Origin of the sequence: Streptomyces sp. ISL-43 (genome assembly GCF_018614195.1) — a bacterium.
In the GTDB taxonomy this organism is placed as follows: Bacteria; Actinomycetota; Actinomycetes; order Streptomycetales; family Streptomycetaceae; genus Streptomyces.
Genome location: NZ_JAGGOT010000008.1, coordinates 159,920 through 182,761 on the forward strand (window position 1 = coordinate 159,920; position 22,842 = coordinate 182,761).

The following is a 22,842-nucleotide window of genomic DNA, read 5'->3' on the forward strand; positions in this document are numbered from 1 at the left end:
GGAGGGGCGCACCGGACAGAAATCGTCCACCCGTATGCCCTGTCACGCATGCCGGTCGGCCCTAGGGGAGGCATGATCCGACAAAGGGTGGAAAGGTGAACTGTGTCCGCCACCGAGGAGGAGGAACCGTGACCCGCAAGGAAAGCGTGCGCCTGGCAGCCGAGAGCGCCAGGGAGAGTTTCCTGCACGCGGCGGAAGTGGTGGCACCGTACGCGGAATCCGCCAAGGATGCCGCGGTGCACTACGCCCATGAGGCCAATGAACGTCTGGCGCCGAAGGTGTCGTACGCGGCCGACGCGGCCGCCCGGCAAGCGCGTACGACCTACGACTGCCATGTGCATCCCCGGCTCAAGGCGGCGCGCACGCATGTGCCGCCGAATGTGGACCGGGCGGCGACGAAGGCGGTGAAGCAGTCCCGCCAGGCGATGCGACAGGCCGCCGATTACACCCAGCCACGGCTGGAGAACGCGCTCGCGGCGGCCCAGCCGATGGCCGAGGAGGCCGCTTCGCGGTCGACGGCCGCACTGGCGGCGCTGCGCGGCCAGGTGTCCGCGAAGGAGGTGCAGAAGCTGGTGCGGCGACACGAGCGGCGGGCCCGTACGGGCCGGCTGCTCAAGGGCGCCGCGCTGGTCGCCGTACTGGCCGGCGGGGCCTTCGCCGCGTGGAAGTGGTGGGACCAGCAGTCGAACCCGGACTGGCTCGTCGAGCCGCCGGCGGCCACCGAGCTCTCCGCGCGCGAGGAGGAGGCTCCGGCGAGCTTCGACGACGAACTGGCGGCGAAGGAGCGCGAGGCGGGGACGGAATCCGCGTCGCGGTCCGGCTCGACGCTGGAAGCCGAGGCCGAGGCCGCGGAGGCCCGGATCGACGCGGAGGACGCGAAGCGCAAGCACCGCTGACGCCGGCGGCACAGCACGGAGAAAGAACGACAAAGGGGCCCGGATCCTGATGAGGATCCGGGCCCCCGCGTCGTTCCGCTTTCCCGCCCTAGCTGGGGAGGGTGAGCTTCTGCCCCGGGTGGATCATGTCGGGGTTGGACCCGATGACCCCCTTGTTCATGGCGTAGAGCTCACGCCAGCGGCCCTCGTTGCCGAGCTCGCGGCGGGCGATCGCGGAGAGCGAGTCGCCGGGGCGGACGGTGTACGAGCGCTGCATCTTGGGCGCGGGCGCCGGCGCCGCGGGGACCGCCTTGTGCGCGGCGGAGGTCGGGGTCGGCGTGTGCGAGGCGGGGCGGGCGAGGGGCGGGGCGCTGGGCGGTGCGGGGGCGGGCTTGGGCGCCGCTGCCGCCATGCGCTCGGCGGCCGCCTTGGTGGCCGCCGCCGAGTCGGTGTACCGGGTGCCGGCGTCGCCGGACATCGCGGCCGGGGGCGCCGGGGCGTCCGCGGCATGCTGTTGCACCTGCTCGGCCGCCTTCTCGGCCGCCTTTTCCTTCTTCTTGTCGGACCTCATGAAGTCGAACAGTCCCATGTGTGTACGCCTCCGGCATGGTGGTGCCCCCCTGGGCTGAGTGCCTCTTCCCACTCTCTGCCAGAAGGCGCGGGACGGCCGTGTGACTGAGCCGTCCGGGGGACCGGGCGGTGGCGCCCGGGGGACGCGGGCGGTGGCGCCCGGCCTCTACTGGCGGGCGCGGCGGGCCGGGCGCGGGGTCTGCGACGGGCTCTCCAGATCGCCCTGGACCAGCAGTTTCAGACCGTGCAGCAGGGCGGCCCGGTCCTTGTCCCCGAGGGAGGCGAGGGCGTCGGCGTGCACCTGGTCGACGATGCGGGTGCTCTGCTCGGCGACGGCGGCCCCCCGCTCGGTGACGAAGATGACGCGGGCCCGGCGGTCCTTGGTGGACGGGCGCCGCTCGGCCAGTCCGGCCTGCTCCAGGGCGTCGACGGTGACGACCATCGTCGTCTTGTCCATGTCGCCGATCTCGGCGAGCTGGATCTGGGTCCGCTCCTCCTCCAGTGCGTGCACGAGTACGCAGTGCATGCGCGCCGTGAGTCCGATCTCCGAGAGGGCCGCCGCCATCCGCGTGCGCAGGACATGGCTGGTGTGGTCCAGGAGGAAGGAGAGGTCGGGCTCGGTCCGGGTGGGTGCCATCGCGGTCATGTCCTCCAGCCTAGCAACTCGATCCGAAATAAATCGTCTGCAACAAAACTATCTGCTACGGTCACACCAGTCGCCGCCGCCGCACACGGACCGGCCGCCGACCACCGATCAGCCACCGATCACCGATCACCGATCACCGATCACCGACTGGAGAGACAGATGCCCGCCGTTTCCGCTCCCGCCAACGCCGTCCACGCGGTCCCGGCACCCGCCGTCCCCGCCTCCCCGCGCGGACCGCGGTCCCGCTGGACCGCCCTCGGCGTCCTGTCCACCGGCGTACTGATGACGGTCCTCGACGGCAGCATCGTCACCGTCGCGATGCCCGCCATCCAGAACGACCTGGGCTTCACCCCCGCCGGACTCAGCTGGGTCGTCAACGCCTACCTGATCGCCTTCGGCAGCCTGCTGCTCCTCGCGGGCCGGCTCGGCGACCTGATCGGCCGCAAGCGGATGTTCCTGGCCGGGACCGGCGTCTTCACCGCGGCCTCGCTGCTCGCCGGCTTCGCCGGATCGCCCGAGGTACTGATCGCAGCCCGCTTCCTGCAGGGCCTCGGCAGCGCCATGGCCTCGGCCGTCAGCCTCGGCATCCTGATCACCCTGTTCACCGAGCCCCGCGAACGCGCCAAGGCCATCGCCGTCTTCTCCTTCACCGGCGCCGCCGGGGCCTCACTGGGGCAGGTGCTCGGCGGGGTCCTGACCGACGCCCTCGACTGGCACTGGATCTTCTTCATCAACCTGCCCATCGGGCTGGCCGCCCTCGCGCTGGCCCTGCCGGCGCTGCCCTCCGACAGCGCTCATGCCGGACCCGGCCCGCGTGCGGGGGCCGACGTACTGGGCGCCGCCCTGGTCACCGCCGGTCTGATGCTCGGCATCTACACCGTGATCGAGGTCGAGCGGCAGGGCTGGCTCTCCGCGCACACCCTCGGCCTCGGCGCCCTCTCCCTGGCCCTGCTCGCCGGCTTCGCCGTCCGCCAGGCCAAGGCCCGCACCCCGCTCGTGCCCCTGCGGATCTTCCGCTCCCGCACCGTGGTCGGCGCGAACCTCGTCCAGATGCTGATGGTGGCCGCGCTGTTCTCCTTCCAGATCCTCCTCGCGCTCCACCTCCAGAACGTGCTCGGCTACGGGGCCGCCGAGACCGGCCTCGCGATGCTCCCGGCGGCCGTGGTCATCGGCGGGGTCTCGCTCTTCGCCTCCGCCCCGCTGAACGCCCGCTTCGGCGAACGCCGCGTACTCCTGGCCGGCCTCGCCCTGCTCGTCGCCGCCCTGGGCCTGCTGACCCGGCTCCCCGTCCAGGCCGACTACGTCCGCGACCTGCTCCCCGTGATGCTGCTGGCCGCCGGCTTCGGCCTGGCCCTGCCCGCCCTCACCGCGCTCGGCATGTCCGGCGCCGACGAGCGGGACGCGGGCCTCGCCTCGGGCCTGTTCAACACCACCCAGCAGATCGGCATGGCGCTGGGCGTCGCCATCCTGTCCACCCTGGCCGCCTCCCGCACCGACTCCCTGCTCGGCGCCGGACGGGGCCGCGCCGAGGCCCTGACCTCCGGCTACCACCTGGCCTTCGGGATCGGCGCCGGCCTGCTGGTCACGGCCCTCGCGGTGGCCGCGACCCTGCTGCGGGCCGGCCGGCGCCCGTGACGGCCGGGCCGTCCCTTTCGGGCAGACACGGCTGTGGGCCGCTCCGCACACGCGGAGCGGCCCACAGCCGTCTGTGCCGGCGGCCTACTTCACGAACAGGCCGTTGAGCGTCGGGTAGTCGAGCGTGCCGCCGAGCCCCCCGTACGTGCCCTGCGCCAGCACCTCCTCGGCGGCGGCGCGGGCCGCCGAGTACGCCACCTGCGCCACAGCGGTGCCGACGCTGACCCGTCGCACGCCGGCCGCCGCCAGCTCGGCGACCGACGGACCGCCCGGGCCCGCCAGGGCGTTGACCGGCAGCGGCCCCCGCGCGATCTCGGCCAGGGCCTCCAGGTCCAGCAGGCCGGGCACGAAGAACCCGTCGGCGCCGGCGGCCGCGTACGCCTCCCGGCGCGCGAGCACGTCGGCCAGCCGGCCCGACTCCTCGCCGATCCCGAACAGGAAGACGTCGGTACGGGCGTTGACCACCAGCTCCGGCAGCCCGGCCTCGGCGGCGGCCCCACGGGCCGCCCTGATGCGCTCGGACTGCTCCTCGGCGGTGTACAGCGTGCCGTTGGACGCCTTGGAGTCCTCCAGGTTGATGCCGACGCCGCCCAGTGCCACGACCTCGCGCACGGTCCGCGCGACGTCGTCGTAACCGCCCTCCACGTCCACGCTGACCGGCAGGTCCACGGCCGCCACGATGCGCGCGGCCGCCTCCAGCATCTGCGCGCGCGTCGCGTGCTGGCCGTCCCCGCGGCCGATCCCCCAGGCCACCCCGCCGCTGGTCGTGGCGATCGCCGACGCGCCGGCCGCCTCGATCACCGCCGCGCTGGCCGCGTCCCAGGCGTTGGGCAGGACGAGGACAGCCTCGCTCAACGCCCGCAGCCGCAGCGCCTTTTCGGTGGTCTTCGCATCCACGGTCATCTGAAGTCTCCTCAGTCTTGCCCGGGTTGAAAGAACGTTCTTCTGCTCAGCCTCCAGGAACCCTATGACAGTCGTATGACAAGTCGGCGGCGCGGCAGGGCGGGTGGGGTGACAGAGCGGGTGGCGGGGAGGGCGGGCGTGGCAGCGAACGGGCGGAAATTCGGCCCCGCGGGTCCGGGGACGGGGCCCCGGGCCGGTATTCGTTGACTGGTTTCAGCGGTTGTCGGCAATCTCGAACTCACCGCGACCGACCGAAACGGGAGAACACCAGATGTCAGAAACCAGAGCTCCGAAGAAGGTGATTCTGGCGGAGCCGCGTGGATTCTGCGCCGGTGTGCGCCGCGCGATACAGATCGTAGAGGAGGCCCTGAACAAGTACGGAGCGCCCGTATACGTACGGAAGGAAATCGTCCACAACCACTACGTCGTCCGCTCCCTGGAGCAGCGCGGCGCGATCTTCGTGGACAGCGAGGAGGAAGTGCCGGAGGGCTCGGTCTGCGTGTTCTCCGCCCACGGAGTCTCGCCGGCCGTCCGCACCAACGCCGCGCACCGCGAGCTCGAAGTCATCGACGCGACCTGCCCGCTGGTCTCGAAGGTGCACCAGGAGGCCATCCGCTACGCACGGGACGGCAAGACGATCCTCCTCATCGGCCACAGCGACCACGAAGAGGTCGAGGGCACCTACGGGGAGGCCCCCGCGTCGACCATCATCGTCGAGGACGTCGAAGCGGTGGCCGAGCTGGACCTGCCGTCCGACGCGAACGTGGCCTACCTGTCGCAGACCACGCTGTCGCTGGACGAGACCTCCGGCGTCATCGACGCCCTCCATGAGAAGTTCCCGGCGCTCGAGGGCAAGGGCGACATCTGCTACGCCAGCCAGAACCGGCAGAACGCCGTGAAGGCGATCGCCCAGCGCAGCGACCTGGTGCTGGTGGTCGGCTCGGTCAACTCCAGCAACTCGATCCGGATGGTCGAGGTGGCCCGTGACCTGGGGACCGCCTCGTACCTGGTGCCCGAGGTCGGCGACTTGCGGACCGAGTGGCTGGACGGGGTCTCCTCCGTCGGCGTGAGTGCCGGGGCGAGCGCGCCGGAGATCCTGATCGACCAGCTCCTCGAGCGGCTGGCGGAACTCGGCTACGTCGATCTCGAACTCGAGCAGACCGCCATCGAAAACGTGGTCTTCAGCCTTCCGGCAAGTCTGGCCGGGGCATCGGCTCGGTGATCTATCCCGAAATCTTCACACGGTTTCGCGCACATTCCGATTTCATCTCAGAGAAGGCTGCCATGACGACCGTCGTTACCGATATTCAGCAACTCCGGGCCGGATTGCTCGACCAGGTGGAGCAGCGGCTCGAGCAGTTCGTCGAGCACCAGCGCGCGTACTGGTACGGCATCAACCCCCGTGCCGCCCAGCCGGTCGACGCGATCTCCTCACTGGTCTCCAGCGGCGGCAAGCGGCTGCGTCCCGTGTTCGCCCTCAGCGGCTTCCTGGCCGCCGGCGGCAACCCGTCCGACTCGGTCGCCATCGACGCCTCGGCGGCCCTGGAGCTGCTCCAGGCGTTCGCGCTGATCCACGACGACGTCGTGGACAACTCCTCCCTGCGCCGCGGCTCCCCCACCGTCCACCGGCTCCACGAGGCCGAGCACCAGATCAACGGCTGGCAGGGCGAGTCCCGCCGGTTCGGCGAGGGCGTCGCGGTCCTCGCCGGCGACCTGGCCCTGATCTACGCCGACCAGCTCACCACCCGGTTCCCCGCCCCGGCGCGTGCCGTGTGGGACGAACTGCGCGCCGAGATGGTCATCGGCCAGCACCTGGACGTGGCGGTCGCCGCGGAGGGCGTGGTCGACCCCTCGCTCTCCCGCTGGATCGCCGTGTGCAAGTCGGGCCGCTACACCATCCACCGCCCGCTGGTGCTGGGCGCCACCCTGGCCGGACGCCCCGACCTGGCCTCGGCGTTCGAGACGTACGGACTCGCCCTGGGCGAGGCCTTCCAGCTCCGCGACGACCTGATCGACGCCTTCGGCACCACCGAGGACGCCGGCAAGCCGACCGGCCTGGACTTCGCCGAGCACAAGATGACGCTGCTGCTGGCGCTGGCCGCCGAGCAGGACCAGCGGGTGCGTTCGCTCCTGGACCGCAAGGACGGCGCCCCCTGGGACGTCGACCTCCTGCGCAAGGTGCTGGAGGAGACCGGGGTCCGCGCCACCGTGGAGCGCACCATCGCCGGACTCGTGGACAAGGCGTGCGAGTCGATCGCCCGGTCCGGGCTGGACCAGTCCTGGTGCGAGGAGTTCTCGCGGCTGGCTACCCGGGTCGCCTACCGAAGCCACTGACCTCGAGCGCCAACGGGAGTGAATCATGCCCAGAACACTGATCGTAGGCTTCGGCCGGGCCGGTCACGGGCTCCATTGGACCGTCCTGGAGCGGCTGCGCCGCACCGAGCGCGGTGCCGCCCTCATCTCCGGCCTCCCGCCCGTGGTCTACGACTTCAACCCGCACACCCCGCAGCTGTCCGACGCCGACGTGATCTCCGTACCGGAGCTCGCCAAGGCCGCTGAACTCCTCGACCCCAAGGACACCGTCGTCCACCTGTGTACGCCGCCCACGCACCGGCTGGAGCCGTTGCGGGAGCTGGCGGAGCTGGGGTTCGACCGGATCCTGGTGGAGAAGCCGCTCGTGGCCGACACCGAGGAACTGGCGGCAATCGACGCCCTGCGCGCCAGCCACGACCTGAAGGTCATGGTGGTCGCGCACTGGCTGCAGAGCGCCCTGACCACCCGGCTGCGTTCCCTGGTGCAGGGAGGCAAGCTCGGCGCGCTGGAGACCATCTTCGTCGCGCAGCGCAAGCCGCGCCTGGTGCGCACGCTCCAGACGGAGGGCCACCCGACGGCCTTCGACGTGGAGCTTCCGCACTCGGTGGGCGTGGCGCTGAGCCTGGCAGGCGCGGGCCGTACGGCCGGGGCCGAACTGCACGACATGCACGTCGGCGACAAGGTCGTCCCCGAGATGGGCGCGGCCCGGCTGCTGCTGAACCACGACGCCGGCGTCCAGACGGAGATCTTCTCCGATCTGGCCTCGCCGATCCGGGAACGGGTGATCCGCCTCGGGTTCAGCGACGGGTGGGCGGTCGGCCACTACCCGATCAGCGAGAGCGACGACTACGCGCACCTGAACACCTCCGCCGACGGGAAGAACGTCCGCTCGGTCTTCCGGGACGACTCCCTGGCCCGGTTCCTGATCCACGCGTACGAGCAGTTCACCACGGACGCGGACCTGGAAGCCGACTTCCGGCTCAACGCCCGGGTGACGACCGTGCTCGCGGAAGCCAAGGAACTGGCCCGGATCGCCCGTCTCGAGGAATCGCTCCAGGAAGAGGCACTGCCCCATGCTTCCTGACCTGCGGACCGCCGTAGTCGGCCAGCGCGGCGCCCGGCACCCGCCGCGGGGCGAGGCCGCCCCCGGGATCCTCTACGCGGGGATCGGCGACGAGGCCGGACGCACCTTGGAGCAGCAGGTCCGCGCGGTCTCCGGACTGGGCTGGCAGCTGATCGAGATGCGCAGCGTGGGCGGGGTCGCGATCGCGGACCTGGACGACGCGGCCTTCGGCGACTGCCTGCAGGCGCTGGGGGAAGCGGGGCTGGGCACGGCCTGCGTGGACTCGCGGATCGCGGACTGGTCGCGGCCCATCAGCCAGGGCATCGAGCAGGACCTGGCCGAGCTGAACCGGCTCGCCGGGCGGTGCGCGGCCCTCGGCACCCGCTACGTGCGGGTCATGTCCTACCCGAACGACGGGTGGGACGAGGCCGACTGGGGCACCGAGGTGATCCGCCGGATGCGGCTGCTGGCCGCCCGGGCGAACGCCTCGGGGCTGGTCCTCCTGCACGAGAACTGTGCGGGCTGGGCCGGGCGCAGCGCCGACCGGATGCTGCGGCTGCTGGAGGAGGTGGACAGCCCCGCGCTGCGGCTGCTGTTCGACACCGGCAACGGGGCCGCGTACGAGTACGAGGCCTACGGGGTGCTGGAGCGGCTGATGAGCCAGTACCCCGAGGCGGTCGCCCACGTCCACGTGAAGGACGCGGTCGGCAGCGGGGCGAAGGCGGCGTACACGCTGCCCGGCCAGGGCGAGAGCCAGGTGGCCCGGTGTCTGCGGCTGCTGCTGGAGAACGGGTACACCGGCGCCTGGTCGATCGAACCGCACCTGGCGCTGCGGCCGCACGAGAGCCGCACCGAACTGGGCGAGGACGGACCGGACCTGTTCGTGGAGTACGGACGGCACCTGGAGCACCTGGTCGCCACCGAGATCGTGGCATCGGCCACTGACGAGACGAGAGAGGAGTACGTACGTGCCGGCATCCACGACTGAGCTGCTGCGGACCGCGCCGCTCACCGCCGGGGACGACGAGCTGCTGCTGCGGCTGCTGTCCCTGCCGACCGCCGGTCCGCTGGAGACCGGGGCGGGCGGCGAGGTCCGGCTGTGGGAGGCGCAGCGGGCCTACGCCGAGGCGGCGCGGGAGCTGGGCTTCACCGTCGAGTGGCACGGCACCGCCGATGCGGAGCAGCTGGCCGACGAGCAGGTCCCTGCGGTGGTGCGCTGGGCGGTGCAGGGCGGCGAGGAGTTCCTGTCCTCGCAGCCCAGCCTGGTGCTGCGGCTCGGGCCGCGGCTGCCGCACTCGCGGACCGTGATGTTCAACATCCATGTGGACACGGTCGCCGGGGTGCAGCCGGTGTCGCTGGCGGAGGGCCGCTTCCACGGCCGGGGCGCCATCGACGCCAAGGGTCCCGCGGTCGCCCTGCTGGCCGGGATCCGGGCGGCGCTCGCCGCCGAGCCCGCCATCGGCCGCGAGACCGGTGTCCTGATCCAGCTGGTGTCCGGCGAAGAGGGCGGCGCCATGGGGGTCTACGGCACCCGGCCGCTGATCGAGCGCGGGTACACGGGCCGGCTGAACATCTTCTGCGAGCCGACGGGCCGGCGGCTGCTGACCCGCTCCACGGCCGCGATGACGGCCCGGGTGCGGGTGGCGGGCGACGACTCCATCGACGACGCCCCGGCCGCCGGGCACAACGCGACGGTCCTGCTGGGACACGTGGCGGGACACCTGGCGGACGCTTTGCCGCAGTACGCGAACAGCGGCCAGGTGTGCGTGGCCGGCCTGCAGACCGGACCGCTGCACAACAAGGTGTACGGGACGGGCCAGTTGCTGCTGAACCTGTCCTACGGCTCCGGCGCCGACGGTGTGGCGCTGGAGGCGGCGATGCGCAGGGAGCTGCGCCTGGCACTGGCCGGCTTCCGCCACCGCTTCGCCGGCAGCGAGCTGATCGGCCGGACCGCCGCGGACGCGGAGGAGATCACCAGCCTGGACTGGCTCAAGCGGGGCCTGCCCGCCCTGGACGCGTCCGACGCGTGGGCGGAACGGCTGCTGACCGAGGGGGCCGGACTGGAGCGCTGGCCGGCCGACGAGGCCGCCTTCACCTGCGACGCCATCTGGGCCGACGGGCTGCCGGACAGCTTCACGGCCGTCTTCGGGCCCGGGGACCTGCAGCGCAACAACGCCCACGCGGAGGGCGAGTTCGCCGACAGGGAGGAACTCGAACTGTTCGCCGGGGACATCGCCCGGCTGCTGATCGCCTTCGCCACCACCGATCCGACGTCGACGACGTGACGAGCAACCAGAGGAACCAGATGACCACCGCCACATCCACCGCCGAGCGGTCCCGCACCGTGCGGCTCGACTACACGGAGCTCGTCGGCTTCACCGCCGAGGTGTTCACCGCTCGGGGCCTGGCCGCCGACCGCGCACAGGCCGCCGCCGAGGCGCTGGTGTACGGGGACCTGACGGGCGTCAGCTCCCACGGCCTGGCGAACCTGACCCGGCAGTACCTGCCCCTGTTCGACGAGGGACGCGCCGACCCGAAGGCCGATCTGGAGATCGTCGCCGACCGGGGTGCGGCGGTCCTGGTGGACTCGCACCGGGCGCTGGGCCTGTGGTCGGCGGGTGCGGCGATGGACCTGGCCGCCGAGCGGGCCCGGACCCACGGGATCGGCCTGGTCTCGCTGTACAACGGAACCCACTTCGGGTGCGCCGGGTACTTCACGGGCAAGCTGGCCCAGCGGAACCAGATCGGCCTGCTGGCCGGCAACTGCGGCGGGCAGCGCATCATCCGCCCGCCGGGCGGCGCCGCCGCGATGCTCGGCACCAACCCGTTCAGCCTGGCCGTACCGGCCGGCGAACACCCCCCGTACGTCCTGGACATGAGCACCACCGTGGTGCCCACGGGCCGGGTTCGGGCGGCGGAGCGGGCCGGGAAGCGGATCCCCGAGGGCTGGCTCGCCGACGACGCCGGCACCCCGGTGACCGACCCCGGGGCCTTCGACCGGGGCGAGGCGCACCTGCAGTGGCTGGGCGGACGCCCGGAGACCGGCTCCTACAAGGGGTACGGGCTGAGCCTGCTGGTGGAGACGCTGGCGGCGCTGCTGCCCGGCGCGAACCTCGGTCCGACCGGGGAGCTCGGCGGGGCCCGCCCCAACGGCCGCGACGACAACATCGGCTTCCTCGCGCTGGCGATCGCGCCGGGCACCCTGCGCCCCGAGGGCGAGTTCCTGGCGCAGGCCGACGACCTGTTCGCCTCGCTGCTGGGAGCCCCGGCGATCGATCCCGCCCGGCCGGTGAGCTACCCCGGCTGGCCCGAGGACCGGCACGCCCGCGAGGCGCGCGAAAACGGCGTACCGCTGGCCGCCGCCCTGCACGGCGAACTGCTGGCGGTCGCCGAGCAGTACTCCCTCGTCCCGCCCGCTCCCCTTGGAGGAGAACGATGAGCAAGATCCGTATCGGCATCGTGGGGCTGGGAGTGATCTCCCGCTTCTACCTGGAGGCGCTCGAGAGCCTCCCGGGCCTGGAACTGGCCGCCGTGTGCGACCTGAACGAAGACGTGCTGGCCCCCTTCGAGGGGAAGATCCCCACCTACCGCGACCACCGGGAGCTGCTGGCCGGCACGGAACTCGACGCGGTCGTCGTCAACGTCCCCAACGACGTGCACTTCGCGGTCGTACGGGACGCGCTGAGCGCCGGGCGCGCGGTCTGCGTCGAGAAGCCCCTCGCGATCACCGTGGAGGAGGGCCGGACCCTGCGGGCACTGGCCTCCGTCCACAAGGTGGCGCTGTTCACCGCGTACCACCGGCGCTACAACACCAACGTCCTCGCGCTGCGGGACGGCCTGCCGGCCGACGTGCCCGTCGAGAAGCTGACGGTGCGCTACTGGGAGAAGATCGAGGAGCACGTCGGCCGCGACCAGTGGTACCTCAACCCGGAGCGGTGCGGCGGCGGCGCGGTCGCCGACAACGGCCCCAACGCCATCGACGTGGTGCACCTGCTCCTCGGCGAGGTCTCGCTGGCCGGCGCGGACGTCACCCGTGACGAGAACGGCGTGGACCAGCAGGCCGTGATCCGGCTGACCTCGGCCGACGGCACCGAGGCCGTCGTGGACCTGGACTGGGCCTACGGCCACGGAGAGCTCAAGGACGTCGAGGTCGTCCTCGGCGACGGGCGCCGGTTCGCCGCCGACATGCTGGGCGGCTACCCCGGCTTCAAGAGCTCGCTGGGCCACGAGTACGTCGGGGTCCTGGAGGAGTTCACCGAGGTGCTGCGCGGCGAGCGCGCCACCTGGCCGGACGGCCTGGCCACCCTCGAGCTCGTCCACCAGGTCTACCAGGCCGAGCGCACGGCCGCCGTCCACTGATCACAAGCCTTCCCGTACGCATCGATCCAGCACAGCACCAAGGGAGTTGAACTGTCATGGCACACCCGGAGAACGGTCGGAAGAAGAGCGTCAACGGCGTCGTCGTCAAGGTGCTCAAGCACCGCCGTGACGACCGCGGCATGGTCCTGGAGCCGTACACCAGCCGATGCGTGCGGGAAGGTGAGATCCACGAGCTGGTGACCACGGACCAGGTCACCACCCAGCCCGGCGGCACCGTCGACCGGGTGGCCTTCCTCGGCTTCGTCGAGCTCACCAACGGCGGCGTCCTCGACCGCGGCGACGAGGTCTGGTCCGGCGACCAGCGCATCGGCACCGTCCTCGGTTACGACGCCTGCCACTTCCCCAACCACTACAACGTCCTGATCTCCACCGACACGCCGAAGACGGGCCCGGAGATCGGCCTGGAGCCGTCCACGGAGATCCGCTTCGTGCCGGCCGAGGGCCACCGGGACCGCGCCGAGGGCATGGGCCGGCTGCTGCGGGCCGTGCGCACCCCGCAGGACCTGCGCTCGATGAACCACGAGCAGCTGAACCAGCTGGCGTCGGAGATCCGCGAGACCCTGGTGGAGAAGGTCTCCAAGACCGGCGGCCACCTCGGCCCCAACCTGGGTGTCGTCGAGCTGACGATCGCCCTGCACCGGGTGTTCCGCTCCCCGCACGACTCGATCGTCTGGGACACCGGCCACCAGACCTACGTCCACAAGATGCTGACGGGCCGCGCCGACCAGTTCGACAAGCTGCGCCAGGCCGACGGCCTCTCGGGCTACCCCTCGCGGGCCGAGTCGGTGCACGACCTGGTGGAGAACTCCCACGCCACCACCGCCCTGTCCTACGCGGACGGCCTGGCCAAGGCGTACAAGCTCAAGGGCCAGAAGGACCGCTTCGCGGTCGCGGTCATCGGCGACGGCGCCATGACCGGCGGCATGTGCTGGGAGGCCATCAACAACATCGCGGCCGACAAGGACCTTCCGGTCGTCATCGTCGTCAACGACAACGGCCGCTCCTACGCGCCGACCATCGGCGGCCTGGCGGAGCAGCTGACCAAGCTGCGCACCTCGCACAAGTACGGCCAGGTGCTGGAGTGGGGCAAGCTCGTCGCCAAGGCCCCGGTGCTCGGCAGCGGCCTGTACGACGTCCTGCACGGCGCGAAGAAGGGCCTCAAGGACACCGTCGCCCCGCAGAACCTCTTCGACGGCCTCGGCCTGAAGTACATCGGCCCGGTCGACGGCCACGACACGGTGGCGCTGGAGAAGGCCCTGACACGGGCCCGGCACTTCGGCGGCCCGGTGCTCGTCCACGTCATCACCACCAAGGGCAACGGCTACGCCCCGGCCGAGAACCACGAGCTGGACCGCTTCCACGCCACGGCCGCCTTCGACCCGCGCACCGGCCGTGCGAAGGCCCCCGCGACTCCGGCCCCGCGCAGCTGGACCTCGTTGTTCAGCGAGGAGATCGTCAAGGCCGGCCACCGCCGCGAGGACCTGGTGGCGATCACGGCGGCGATGCTGGAGCCGACCGGGCTGCGGGACTTCTCTCTGGCCTTCCCGGAGCGCACCTTCGACGTCGGCATCGCCGAGCAGCACGCGGTGACCTCGGCGGCGGGCCTGGCCATGGGCGGCATGCACCCGGTGGTGGCGATGTACGCGACCTTCATGAACCGCGCCTTCGACCAGGCGCTGATGGACGTCGCCCTGCACAAGCAGCCGGTGACGTTCGTCCTGGACCGGGCCGGGGTGACGGGCGACGACGGCGCCAGCCACAACGGCATGTGGGACCTGTCGATCCTGAACCTGGTGCCGGGCATGCGGATCGCCGCCCCCCGCGACGGCCGTCGCCTCGGCGAGCTGTTCCAGGAGGCCATCGAGGTCAACGACGGGCCGACCGCCGTCCGCTTCCCCAAGGGCCCGGTGCAGTCCGACATCGACACGGTGGACACGGTGGGCGGCGTGGACGTCCTGCACCGCGGCGAGAACGAGGACATCCTCCTCGTCGCCGTCGGCAGCATGGCGCAGACCTGCCTGGACGCGGCCTCCCTGCTGGAGGCGGACGGGATCGGCTGCACCGTGGTCGACCCCCGCTGGATCAAGCCGGTCGACCCGGCCCTGATCCCGCTGGCCGCACGGCACCGGCTGGTCGCGACCGTCGAGGACAACGGGCTGACCGGCGGCGCCGGTTCGGCGGTGGCGATGGCCCTGCGCGCCGCGGGCGTGGACGTCCCCACCCGCGAGTTCGGCATCGCCCAGGAGTTCCTCGACCACGCCAAGCGCGCCGACATCCTCAAGGCGCTCGGCCTGACGCCGGGCGACATCGCCCTCAAGCTCTCCGGGGCCCTGCAGCGGCCGGAGCCCGCCGTCGTGGTGCCGACCGGGCAGCTGGTCTGACCGGCCCGCGCGGCGCCGTAGCGCCGCGGCTCACCCGCCGGCACAGCGGTTCTCGAGCACCGCGGTCCTGAATCACCGCAGTAACCGCCCGCACCCCGCCCGTACTCCGCCCGGACCCGCCCGTACTCCGCCCGCACCCGCCCGCACCCACTCGTCCGAAGTTTCCCGAAGGGATCCACCGTCATGACCGTTCTGCTCGGCTCGCCCACCCTGCCGCCCAAGTCCGTCGCCCCGCGCCGCCACACCCGCCAGATCATGGTCGGCAACGTCGCGGTGGGCGGTGGCGCCCCCGTCTCGGTCCAGTCCATGACCACGACGCTCACCTCGGACGTGAACGCCACGCTCCAGCAGATCGCCCAGCTCACCACGGCCGGCTGCCAGATGGTCCGCGTGGCGGTGCCCTCGCAGGACGACGCGGAAGCCCTGCCGGAGATCGCCCGCAAGTCGAAGATCCCGGTCATCGCCGACATCCACTTCCAGCCCAAGTACGTTTTCGCCGCCATCGACGCCGGCTGCGCCGCGGTCCGCGTCAACCCAGGCAACATCATCCAGTTCGACGACAAGGTCAAAGAGATCGCCCGGGCCGCCTCGGGCGCCGGCGTCCCCATCCGGATCGGCGTCAACGCCGGCTCCCTCGACAAGCGGCTCCTGAAGAAGTACGGCAAGGCCACTCCCGAGGCGCTGGTCGAGTCGGCCCTGTGGGAGTGCTCGCTGTTCGAGGAGCACGGCTTCCAGGACATCAAGATCTCCGTCAAGCACAACGACCCGGTCGTCATGATCGAGGCGTACCGGCAGCTGGCCGCCCAGTGCGACTACCCGCTGCACCTCGGCGTCACCGAGGCGGGCCCGGCCTTCCAGGGCACCATCAAGTCGGCGGTCGCCTTCGGCGCGCTGCTCGGCGAGGGCATCGGCGACACGATCCGGGTGTCGCTCTCCACTCCCCCGGTGGAGGAGATCAAGGTCGGCCTGCAGATCCTGGAGGCCCTGAACCTGAAGAAGCGCGGCCTGGAGATCGTCTCCTGCCCCGGCTGCGGCCGCGCCCAGGTGGACGTCTGGAAGCTGGCGGACCAGGTCACGGCCGGCCTGGAGGGCCTGGACGCCCCGCTGCGCGTCGCGGTCATGGGCTGCGTCGTGAACGGTCCGGGCGAGGCCCGCGAGGCCGACCTCGGTGTCGCCTCCGGCAACGGCAAGGGCCAGATCTTCGTGAAGGGCGAGGTCATCAAGACCGTCCCCGAGGCGAAGATCGTGGAGACCCTCATCGAGGAGGCGCTCAAGCTGGTCGAGGCGATGCCGGCGGAGGAGCGGTCTTCCCGGGCCGGCGACGCGCCCAGCGTCAAGGTGCTGTGACCGAAGGTCCTCGCGGCGCTCCGCCGCGGCCCGCCGGCCACCCCTCGGTGTGCCGAGGCCACCCCGCCCCGTCCACTCGTGCCCCACCAGACAGCGGCCCCTCCCTTCACGTCGAAGGGCGGGGCCGCTGTACGTCGTCACGCGCCGGGGCAGGCTGTCCTGGGGCGGGCGGTCTCCGGGCCGTCAGTCCGGGGACGGGCCCGCGGCCAGGGCCGCGCGGCGGGTGAGCATCGCGCGCAGGCGGCGGCGGTCCAGTGCGCCGGACTCGACGCGGGGCAGGGCGCCCACCAGCTCCAGCCGGGCCGGCAGGTGCGCCTCGGCGGTGCCCAGGCCCAGCAGGTGCTCGCACACTTCCGGCAGGCTCGGCGGATCCCCGGCGGGTACGACCACGGCGCAGGCCAGCTCCCCGTGCAGGGGGTCCACGTAGGCGAGTACGGCGGCCTCCGCGATCCGGGGATGGGCCGGCAGCCGCTGCTCGATCTCGGTCACGGGCATCAGGAAGACCCCGCCGACCTCCTCGGGGGCCGCCGCGGCGGCGACGCCGGCGGTGCGGCCCGGTGCGGCCTCGCCGGTGTGCTCCCAGGTCGGTCTGAGCCCTCCGGCCCCGCGCTGCCACCGGGCCAGGCGGGACGCGGGCCCGGGCCGCTCGGGCTCCTGCCCGGGGGACGTCTCCCCGCCCGCCGTCAGCGGCACCCGCCAGCTCTCGCGCATGTCCCGGACCAGCCCGGCGGAGGTACCCGCCGCGTCGGAGGACAGCGCCCGGCGCAGGGTGCTCAGGTCCCGGGGCGTCTGCGCCTGCGCGGCCAGTAGTTCCGACCACTGGGCGGGGGTCGCGAAGGCCAGTCCGGCCCCGGTGCGGGTCAGCAGGTCCAGCGCGGTCTCCGGGTCCCACACGTCCTGCAGTACGGCGGTGCCGCCGCGCGAGAGCGGGCCGAGCACCGAGTGCAGCAGGGAGGGCAGCACGGCGAGCGGCAGCGCCGAGAAGCTCGCCTCGCCGGGGTGCGGGGCCCCGGCGGCGTCGAGCCCGGCGTGCAGGGTGTTGGGGGTGTGCATGTCCATGGTGTGGGTCTCGCGCAGGCCCACCGAGTTGACGTTCAGGCAGATCCGGTCGGCGAGGTCCGCGGGCATCGGCAGCCAGCCGGTGCGGTGGTAGCGCTCGTGGGGGGTGAGTACGAAGTGCCGGGTGAAGTCGAGGGCACCGGTGGCCTCGGCGTCGCCGAGCACGACGCGGTGGCGCAGCCAGGGCAGCGAGGACGCGAGGTCGGCGAGCGTCTCGGCGGGCGCGGCCCCCTCCCACAGGTCGGGCACCACGCACAGCCGGGGCTGGGCCGCGGTCAGTACGGCTTCCAGGTCCTTCGCACCGTAGCCGGGCATCACCGGCACCGCGACGGCCCCGGTGCGCAGGCAGGCCAGGAACAGGGCGCAGCTCTCCCACCAGTTGGGCAGCTGGAAGGCGACGGGGTCGCCGGGACGGATGCCGAGGGCGGCCAGTGCGTGCGCGAACCGGTCGACGAGCGCCACGAGCTGCCCGTACGAGATCCGGGCGATCCGGGTACCGGCGGGCTGGTGGGCGCGGTGCGCGGTGATCGCGGTGCGGTGGGGGTGGGCGGCACCCGCCCGGTACAGGTCGTGCAGGACGGTGGCGCGCCGCCACCGGCCCTGCCGGACGAACTCCTCGGCGAGGCCGGCCGGGGGGCGGACCGCGGCGAGGAGGTCGGCGAGCGGGACCCCGCCGTCGGCGGGGTCCGGCCCGGTACGGGCATCGGGCTGCTGCCGCGCTACGGGCATCAGTTCCTCCTGCCGACGGCCCAGGCCACCTGGACGCGCGAGTTGCAGCCCAGCTTGCGCATGACGTGCCGGACGTGGTTGACGACGGTCCATTCGGCGATGTTCAACTGGCCCGCGATCTGGCGGTTGGTGAGACCTTCGGCGACCAGCAGGGCCACCTGGAGCTGGCGGGGCGTCAGGACGGCGGCCTCGCCGCGGTCCTCGGCGCGGCCGGGTCCGACGGCGGCCAGGGCCTCGCCGGCCATGGCCTCCGGACGCAGCCGCAGGCCTTCGACCCAGGCGGTGGCGAAGACGGTCCAGCCGAGCTGGCGGCGCAGCCCGGTGACGGCCTCCTGTACCCGGTTCCAGTGGTCGTCGGGGACCTTGGCGCCGGTGCGCCGGCGCAGCGATTCGGCGGCGGCGAAGAGCCGGGTGGCCCGCTGCGGCTGTCCGGCGGCGCTCTGGATGATCAGGGCGAACGCCTCCAGCGCCATGGGCAGTTCGGTGCGCTCGTCGACGGAGTCGAAGAGGCGCAGGCTCTCGCGCAGCGCGCTCTGCGCGGCATCCTCGTCGCCTTCGCCGAGCGCGGCCCGGGCGCTGACGAGCAGGGTGCGGGCCAGATCCCGGATCTCCCCGCTCTGGCGGTGGATGCGGACGGCCCGGTCGATGAGCGAGCGCACCTCCTCGGCGGGTCCGGTCCCGGCCAGCGCCTCGGCGAGGCCGGTCGCGGCCTCGGCGGAGCCGGCCGTGTCGCCCTGCGCCTCCAGGGTGGCGCGGGCGGCGGACAGCAGGGACTGGCCCACGGCCCGGTCCCCGCACTGGTGATAGGCCAGGCCCATGCGGGCGGAGGCGCGGGCGCCGTGGCGGTGATCACGCAGCTGCTTGTAGAGGGCCACGGCGCGGCGGTGCCGGTAGGAGGCGCCGTCGTGGTCGCCGAGGGCGGCGGCGAGGCAGCCGGCCCCGTCGTAGAGGCGGGCGCGCAGGCGCAGCAGCTCCTCGTCCCGCGGGCCGTCGCCGGGCTGGGCGCCCTGGCCTGCGGGTGTCCTCTGCGCGCTCTGTTCCTCCTGGAGGGCCTGGGCGGTGGTGTCGAACCAGCGCAGCCCCTCCTTGAGTTCGCCCCGTACCAGCCAGGGACGCAGGCAGGCGGCGACGAGCGCGGCCCGGCCCCTCAGGTCGCCCTCCTCCTGGAGGTGGGCGAGGGCCGCCAGTACGTTCTCGTGCTCGACGGCGGCGGCCCGGAGCCAGTGGCGCTGCTCGGAGCCGTTGAACCTGCCGTCGAGGGTGTGCAGGAGCTTGCGGTAGTGGCGGGCGTGGGCCTGTCGCGCGGGCCGGTCGTCGCCTGTCTCCACGAGGAGCGCCAGTCCGTACGTACGGATGGTGCGGGACATCGTCAGGCGGCTGTCGGCGCGCGGCTGTTCGGTGAGGGACAGCAGGTTGCGGTCGAGCAGGGCCTCGATGGCCTCGGCGGTCTCACCGGGGGCCAGCGGGGTGACCTTCTCGGCGGTGGCGAGGGGAGCGCCCCGCTCGAAGACGGCGAGCCGCCCGAGCAGAGTGCGCTGCTGGTCGGTCAGGCCCCGGCAGCTCCACTCGGCCATGGCCAGGACGGAGCGCTGGCGGGCGGGTGCGTCGACCGGCCCGGACAGGTGGCTGTCGCCGCCGCGAACGAGCCAGGCGTGCAGTTCCCGGAGGGGGAACAGGCGCAGCCGCCAGGCGGCCAGCTCCAGTACGAGCGGCACCCCTTCGAGGAGGTTGCAGATGGCGACGACCGCTTCGACGTTCTCGGCGGTGAGCGTGAACTCGGGGTTCACCTCGTGGGCGCGCCGGGTGAAGAGCTGGACGGCCGGGTTCTCCTGGACGTCGGCCACCTCGGCCTCCGGAAACGGTCCCGGTGGCGGCAGGGGCGCCACGGGGACCACGCGCTCCCCGTAGATGCGCAGGGCCTGCTGCCCGGTGGCCAGTACGGTCAACGAGGCGTGTTCGGAGAGGATTTCGGCGATGGTCGGCCCGAGCCGTGCGGTGAGGTGCTCGACCCCGTCGAGGAGCAGCAGGATCCGTCCGGCGGACGGGCCGGCGGGCAGGGCGCGGCCGACGGCGTCGGCCACGGCGTCGACAGCCGCGTCCGGCGACGCGCAGGCCGGCAGGTCCACGGTGCGGATGCCGCCGGGGAACTCGTGTGCGAGACGGCGGGCCGCCTCGGCGGCCAGCCTGCTCTTGCCGACGCCGGCGGGGCCGGTGAGCGTGGTGAGCCGGATCGCAGGGTCCTGGAGCCTCCCCTGGATCCCCATCAGGTCGAGTTCTCTACCCACCAGCTCGGCGGACAGCAGAGGCGTCCCGAGATCGGTTGACATTTTCCCCCTCATGTCCTTGATACCCGGTGTGCACGGGGACCGCAGGAGTCCCACCGTGCACTTCCGGAAGCTAGTCAGCGGGCCTTAAGGGGCTCTGAAGGGACTGCCCGAGGCCGGGACGCGAGCGCCTTTAGCCCGTCGCAAGCCCTCTTGGTTCGAATACCCCCTCGCGAAGGACCGTTTCCGCCACACCGAGGAGCCACCGTGACGTACGTCATCGCTCAGCCTTGCGTAGACGTGAAGGACAAGGCCTGCATCGACGAATGCCCCGTGGACTGCATCTACGAAGGCCCGCGCATGCTGTACGTCCAGCCCGACGAATGCGTGGACTGCGGGGCCTGTGAACCGGTCTGCCCGGTCGAGGCGATCTTCTTCGAGGACGATCTGCCGGAGCAGTGGAGCGAGTTCGGCCCCGCGAACATCGAGATCTTCGAGACCGTCGGTTCCCCTGGTGGTGCCAGTGGCGCGGACCCGCTCCCGGCCGACCACCCGTTCGTGGCCGCCCAGCCCGCCGCCCATGTCTGAGCCCCTGACGGCCGCCGCGGCCGCGACCTCCTCCGCGACCTCCTCCGCGACCGGCGCCGCACCGCTCGCCGACCCGCGCGTGGCCCAGCCCGTCACCTCCGGCCGCCGCAGCGTGGTCATCCTCGGCTCCACCGGCTCCATCGGTACGCAGGCGGTCGACGTGATCCGCCGCTCGCCCGGCCGGTTCCGCGTGCTCGGGCTCGCCGCGGGCGGCGGACGCCTGGACCTGCTGGCCGAGCAGGCGCTGTCGCTCGACGTCGAGTACGTGGCGGTGTCGGACGCCGACGCCCTGCCGGCCCTGCGCGATCTGCTGGCCGTACGGGCCGACGGCCGGGCGCTGCCGAAGCTGCTGGGCGGTCCCGACGCGGTCACCGAACTGGCGGCCCTGGAGTGCGATGTGGTGCTCAACGGCATCACCGGCTCCATCGGCCTGGCCCCGACCCTGGCGGCCCTGGAGTCCGGGACCGTGCTCGCGCTGGCGAACAAGGAGTCCTTGGTCGCGGGCGGTCCCCTGGTGAAGCCGCTGGCGCGGCCGGGGCAGATCGTGCCCGTCGACTCCGAGCACTCGGCGCTGTACCAGTGCCTGACCGGCGGCCGCGACACGGAGGTGCGCCGGCTGGTGCTCACCGCCAGCGGCGGGCCGTTCCGGGGCCGCAACCGCGCCGATCTGGAGAACGTGACCCCGCGGCAGGCGCTGGCCCACCCGACCTGGGACATGGGCCCGATGGTGTCGGTGAACTCGGCGACCCTGATGAACAAGGGCCTGGAGATCATCGAGGCCCACCTGCTCTTCGACATCCCCTTCGACCGCATCGACGTGGTGGTCCACCCGCAGTCGGTGGTGCACTCCATGGTCGAGTTCACGGACGGCTCCACGCTGGCGCAGGTCAGCCCGCCGGACATGCGGATCCCCATCGCCCTGGGGCTGGGCTGGCCGGACCGGGTGCCGGACGCCGCCCCCGGCTGCGACTGGACCGCGGCGACGGCCTGGACCTTCTTCCCGCTGGACCACGACGCCTTCCCCGCCGTCGGCCTCGCGCACTACGCGGGCCGCGCGGGCGGTGTGGCGCCCGCCGTGTTCAACGCGGCGAACGAGGAGTGCGTGGGCGCCTTCCTCGCGGGCCGGCTGCCGTTCACAGGCATCGTCGGCACCGTGCAGCGGGTGGTGGACGAGCAGCTGGACGGCGCTCCGAGCGCAGCCGAGCTCACGCTGTCCGACGTACTCGACGCCGAGAAGCGGGCCCGGGTACGCGCGCGAGAGCTGTCCGGCTGAGCGCGCGGGCTGATCCGGGGTCCGCTCGGGAACAGCCCGGCAGCCCGGCAGCCCGGGGGCAGCCGATGAGATCCCGTCCGGTCACCACGACCGGGCGGGATCTTCCGCTCCCCGTCCACGTAGACGGTGGCGGCGGGCTCCGCGCGCCGGTCAGCCGGCCGCTTCGAGGGCCGCGGCCGTCAGGGTCCCGGCGTCGGGGTGCGGGCCCCCGGAACGGGTGGCGGCGCTCACCTGCTGGGCGCGCAGGACCCGCTGCGTGACGTGGACCCGTGAGGTGCAGTCGAGTTTGCGCATGACCTTGCGCAGGGTGTTGACCGCGGTCCACTCGGCGATGCCGAGCCGACGCGCCACTTCCCGGTTGGTCAGCCCCTCGGCGACGAGCGCCGCCACCTCCTGCTCGCGCGGGGTGAGGAGTTCCGTGCCCGCCGTCCGCGGCAGGGCCCGGGGCGGCTTGCGGACGGGCTCCACGGCCCGGCCGACCGCCTCGTCGAGGGTGAGCTGGCGCGCGGCGCGGCAGGACTTCTCGTACGTGGTGTCCCCGAGCCGGGTACGGGCCTCGGCCCGCAGGTCCCGGCTGTGGGGCTCCGCGGGCAGCAGGAGCCCGCCCGCCCGTTCCCGTACGGCACCGGCCGCCGCGGTCAGCAGGGCCGCGGCCTCCCACACCTGGCCGGTCCCGCCGTGCCCGCGGACACGGGCCTGGGCCATGACGAGGAGGGCCGCCCCGGTGCCCGGCAGGTCACCCAGGCCGTGCAGTGCCAGCAGGGCTTCCCGGGCCGGGCCGAGGGCCTCCGCGGCGTCCGGTCCCTGGGCGAGGAG

The 22,842-nt window shown here is 72.8% G+C and carries 19 protein-coding genes; 13 read left to right on the forward strand and 6 right to left on the reverse strand.

Annotated features, from left to right (window positions below; all coding sequences use genetic code 11):
* Positions 1 to 128 precede the first annotated feature (128 nt).
* Positions 129 to 896, forward strand: a complete 768-nt coding sequence (locus J7F03_RS04600; protein WP_214947332.1) for a DUF5324 family protein — start codon at positions 129 to 131, stop codon at positions 894 to 896.
* Positions 897 to 984: 88 nt separating this feature from the next.
* Here J7F03_RS04600 and J7F03_RS04605 read toward each other — a convergent pair whose 3' ends face one another.
* Positions 985 to 1,464, reverse strand: a complete 480-nt coding sequence (locus tag J7F03_RS04605) for a LysM peptidoglycan-binding domain-containing protein (protein WP_214947333.1) — start codon at positions 1,462 to 1,464, stop codon at positions 985 to 987.
* Positions 1,465 to 1,611: 147 nt separating this feature from the next.
* Complete coding sequence (locus J7F03_RS04610) at positions 1,612 to 2,091, reverse strand: MarR family winged helix-turn-helix transcriptional regulator (protein WP_214947334.1); 480 nt, start codon at positions 2,089 to 2,091, stop codon at positions 1,612 to 1,614.
* A 159-nt stretch (positions 2,092 to 2,250) separates the two neighbouring features.
* Between J7F03_RS04610 and J7F03_RS04615 the strand changes: the two genes are divergently transcribed.
* A complete protein-coding gene (locus tag J7F03_RS04615; protein ID WP_214947335.1) occupies positions 2,251 to 3,726 on the forward strand; it encodes an MFS transporter in 1,476 nt (491 codons plus the stop codon).
* Positions 3,727 to 3,810: 84 nt separating this feature from the next.
* Here J7F03_RS04615 and J7F03_RS04620 read toward each other — a convergent pair whose 3' ends face one another.
* Complete coding sequence (locus tag J7F03_RS04620) at positions 3,811 to 4,629, reverse strand: isocitrate lyase/phosphoenolpyruvate mutase family protein (protein ID WP_214947336.1); 819 nt, start codon at positions 4,627 to 4,629, stop codon at positions 3,811 to 3,813.
* A gap of 271 nt (positions 4,630 to 4,900) precedes the next feature.
* On the opposite strand from J7F03_RS04620, the gene J7F03_RS04625 reads away from it, so the two are divergent.
* The 9 genes from J7F03_RS04625 (at position 4,901) to ispG (ending at position 16,113) form a co-directional block, all read left to right on the forward strand.
* Positions 4,901 to 5,851: a 4-hydroxy-3-methylbut-2-enyl diphosphate reductase gene (locus J7F03_RS04625; protein WP_214947337.1), complete on the forward strand. Its 951-nt coding sequence runs from the start codon at positions 4,901 to 4,903 to the stop codon at positions 5,849 to 5,851.
* A gap of 62 nt (positions 5,852 to 5,913) precedes the next feature.
* Positions 5,914 to 6,963, forward strand: coding sequence for a polyprenyl synthetase family protein (locus J7F03_RS04630; RefSeq protein ID WP_214947338.1), 1,050 nt, complete (start codon positions 5,914 to 5,916; stop codon positions 6,961 to 6,963).
* Between the two features lie 25 nt (positions 6,964 to 6,988).
* The gene (locus tag J7F03_RS04635; RefSeq protein WP_214947339.1) at positions 6,989 to 8,026 is read left to right on the forward strand and encodes a Gfo/Idh/MocA family oxidoreductase; all 1,038 of its coding nucleotides are present in this window, start codon (positions 6,989 to 6,991) and stop codon (positions 8,024 to 8,026) included.
* Positions 8,016 to 8,993 (forward strand): sugar phosphate isomerase/epimerase, encoded by a 978-nt coding sequence (locus J7F03_RS04640; RefSeq protein WP_214947340.1) that lies wholly within the window; start codon positions 8,016 to 8,018, stop codon positions 8,991 to 8,993. Before J7F03_RS04635 ends, J7F03_RS04640 begins: the two co-directional genes overlap by 11 nt.
* On the forward strand, positions 8,974 to 10,290 hold the full coding sequence (locus tag J7F03_RS04645; RefSeq protein ID WP_308379077.1) for a M20/M25/M40 family metallo-hydrolase: 1,317 nt from the start codon (positions 8,974 to 8,976) through the stop codon (positions 10,288 to 10,290). Before J7F03_RS04640 ends, J7F03_RS04645 begins: the two co-directional genes overlap by 20 nt.
* Positions 10,291 to 10,310: 20 nt before the next feature.
* Positions 10,311 to 11,444: an Ldh family oxidoreductase gene (locus tag J7F03_RS04650; protein ID WP_214947341.1), complete on the forward strand. Its 1,134-nt coding sequence runs from the start codon at positions 10,311 to 10,313 to the stop codon at positions 11,442 to 11,444.
* On the forward strand, positions 11,441 to 12,364 hold the full coding sequence (locus J7F03_RS04655; RefSeq protein ID WP_214947342.1) for a Gfo/Idh/MocA family protein: 924 nt from the start codon (positions 11,441 to 11,443) through the stop codon (positions 12,362 to 12,364). The genes J7F03_RS04650 and J7F03_RS04655 overlap by 4 nt, the downstream gene beginning before the upstream one ends.
* Before the next feature lie 56 nt (positions 12,365 to 12,420).
* Complete coding sequence (gene dxs, locus J7F03_RS04660; RefSeq protein ID WP_374104265.1) at positions 12,421 to 14,766, forward strand: 1-deoxy-D-xylulose-5-phosphate synthase; 2,346 nt, start codon at positions 12,421 to 12,423, stop codon at positions 14,764 to 14,766.
* Positions 14,767 to 14,949: 183 nt separating this feature from the next.
* Positions 14,950 to 16,113 carry a flavodoxin-dependent (E)-4-hydroxy-3-methylbut-2-enyl-diphosphate synthase gene (gene ispG, locus J7F03_RS04665; protein ID WP_214947343.1) on the forward strand — a complete coding sequence of 388 codons (1,164 nt, stop codon included), beginning with the start codon at positions 14,950 to 14,952 and terminating at the stop codon, positions 16,111 to 16,113.
* A gap of 183 nt (positions 16,114 to 16,296) precedes the next feature.
* Here ispG and J7F03_RS04670 read toward each other — a convergent pair whose 3' ends face one another.
* Positions 16,297 to 17,901 carry an AMP-binding protein gene (locus J7F03_RS04670; protein WP_214947344.1) on the reverse strand — a complete coding sequence of 535 codons (1,605 nt, stop codon included), beginning with the start codon at positions 17,899 to 17,901 and terminating at the stop codon, positions 16,297 to 16,299.
* Positions 17,901 to 20,228 carry a LuxR C-terminal-related transcriptional regulator gene (locus J7F03_RS04675; protein WP_214947345.1) on the reverse strand — a complete coding sequence of 776 codons (2,328 nt, stop codon included), beginning with the start codon at positions 20,226 to 20,228 and terminating at the stop codon, positions 17,901 to 17,903. The genes J7F03_RS04670 and J7F03_RS04675 overlap by 1 nt, the downstream gene beginning before the upstream one ends.
* Before the next feature lie 204 nt (positions 20,229 to 20,432).
* On the opposite strand from J7F03_RS04675, the gene fdxA reads away from it, so the two are divergent.
* Positions 20,433 to 20,753 (forward strand): ferredoxin, encoded by a 321-nt coding sequence (gene fdxA, locus J7F03_RS04680; RefSeq protein ID WP_214947346.1) that lies wholly within the window; start codon positions 20,433 to 20,435, stop codon positions 20,751 to 20,753.
* Positions 20,746 to 22,026, forward strand: coding sequence for a 1-deoxy-D-xylulose-5-phosphate reductoisomerase (gene dxr, locus J7F03_RS04685; RefSeq protein ID WP_214947347.1), 1,281 nt, complete (start codon positions 20,746 to 20,748; stop codon positions 22,024 to 22,026). Before fdxA ends, dxr begins: the two co-directional genes overlap by 8 nt.
* Positions 22,027 to 22,176: 150 nt before the next feature.
* Here dxr and J7F03_RS04690 read toward each other — a convergent pair.
* The coding region (locus J7F03_RS04690) for a helix-turn-helix transcriptional regulator (RefSeq protein ID WP_214947348.1) at positions 22,177 to 22,842 on the reverse strand (666 nt) is incomplete at its 5' end.

Excerpts from the sequence above, each read along its gene's own strand:
- J7F03_RS04605 (WP_214947333.1), bottom strand. The coding sequence starts at position 1,464 with ATGGGACTGTTCGACTTCATGAGGTCCGACAAGAAGAAGGAAAAGGCG.
- J7F03_RS04610 (WP_214947334.1), bottom strand. The coding sequence starts at position 2,091 with ATGACCGCGATGGCACCCACCCGGACCGAGCCCGACCTCTCCTTCCTC.
- J7F03_RS04615 (WP_214947335.1), top strand. The coding sequence starts at position 2,251 with ATGCCCGCCGTTTCCGCTCCCGCCAACGCCGTCCACGCGGTCCCGGCA.
- J7F03_RS04620 (WP_214947336.1), bottom strand. The coding sequence starts at position 4,629 with ATGACCGTGGATGCGAAGACCACCGAAAAGGCGCTGCGGCTGCGGGCG.
- J7F03_RS04625 (WP_214947337.1), top strand. The coding sequence starts at position 4,901 with ATGTCAGAAACCAGAGCTCCGAAGAAGGTGATTCTGGCGGAGCCGCGT.
- J7F03_RS04630 (WP_214947338.1), top strand. The coding sequence starts at position 5,914 with ATGACGACCGTCGTTACCGATATTCAGCAACTCCGGGCCGGATTGCTC.
- J7F03_RS04635 (WP_214947339.1), top strand. The coding sequence starts at position 6,989 with ATGCCCAGAACACTGATCGTAGGCTTCGGCCGGGCCGGTCACGGGCTC.
- J7F03_RS04640 (WP_214947340.1), top strand. The coding sequence starts at position 8,016 with ATGCTTCCTGACCTGCGGACCGCCGTAGTCGGCCAGCGCGGCGCCCGG.
- J7F03_RS04650 (WP_214947341.1), top strand. The coding sequence starts at position 10,311 with ATGACCACCGCCACATCCACCGCCGAGCGGTCCCGCACCGTGCGGCTC.
- J7F03_RS04655 (WP_214947342.1), top strand. The coding sequence starts at position 11,441 with ATGAGCAAGATCCGTATCGGCATCGTGGGGCTGGGAGTGATCTCCCGC.
- dxs (WP_374104265.1), top strand. The coding sequence starts at position 12,421 with ATGGCACACCCGGAGAACGGTCGGAAGAAGAGCGTCAACGGCGTCGTC.
- ispG (WP_214947343.1), top strand. The coding sequence starts at position 14,950 with ATGACCGTTCTGCTCGGCTCGCCCACCCTGCCGCCCAAGTCCGTCGCC.
- J7F03_RS04670 (WP_214947344.1), bottom strand. The coding sequence starts at position 17,901 with ATGCCCGTAGCGCGGCAGCAGCCCGATGCCCGTACCGGGCCGGACCCC.
- J7F03_RS04675 (WP_214947345.1), bottom strand. The coding sequence starts at position 20,228 with ATGTCAACCGATCTCGGGACGCCTCTGCTGTCCGCCGAGCTGGTGGGT.
- dxr (WP_214947347.1), top strand. The coding sequence starts at position 20,746 with ATGTCTGAGCCCCTGACGGCCGCCGCGGCCGCGACCTCCTCCGCGACC.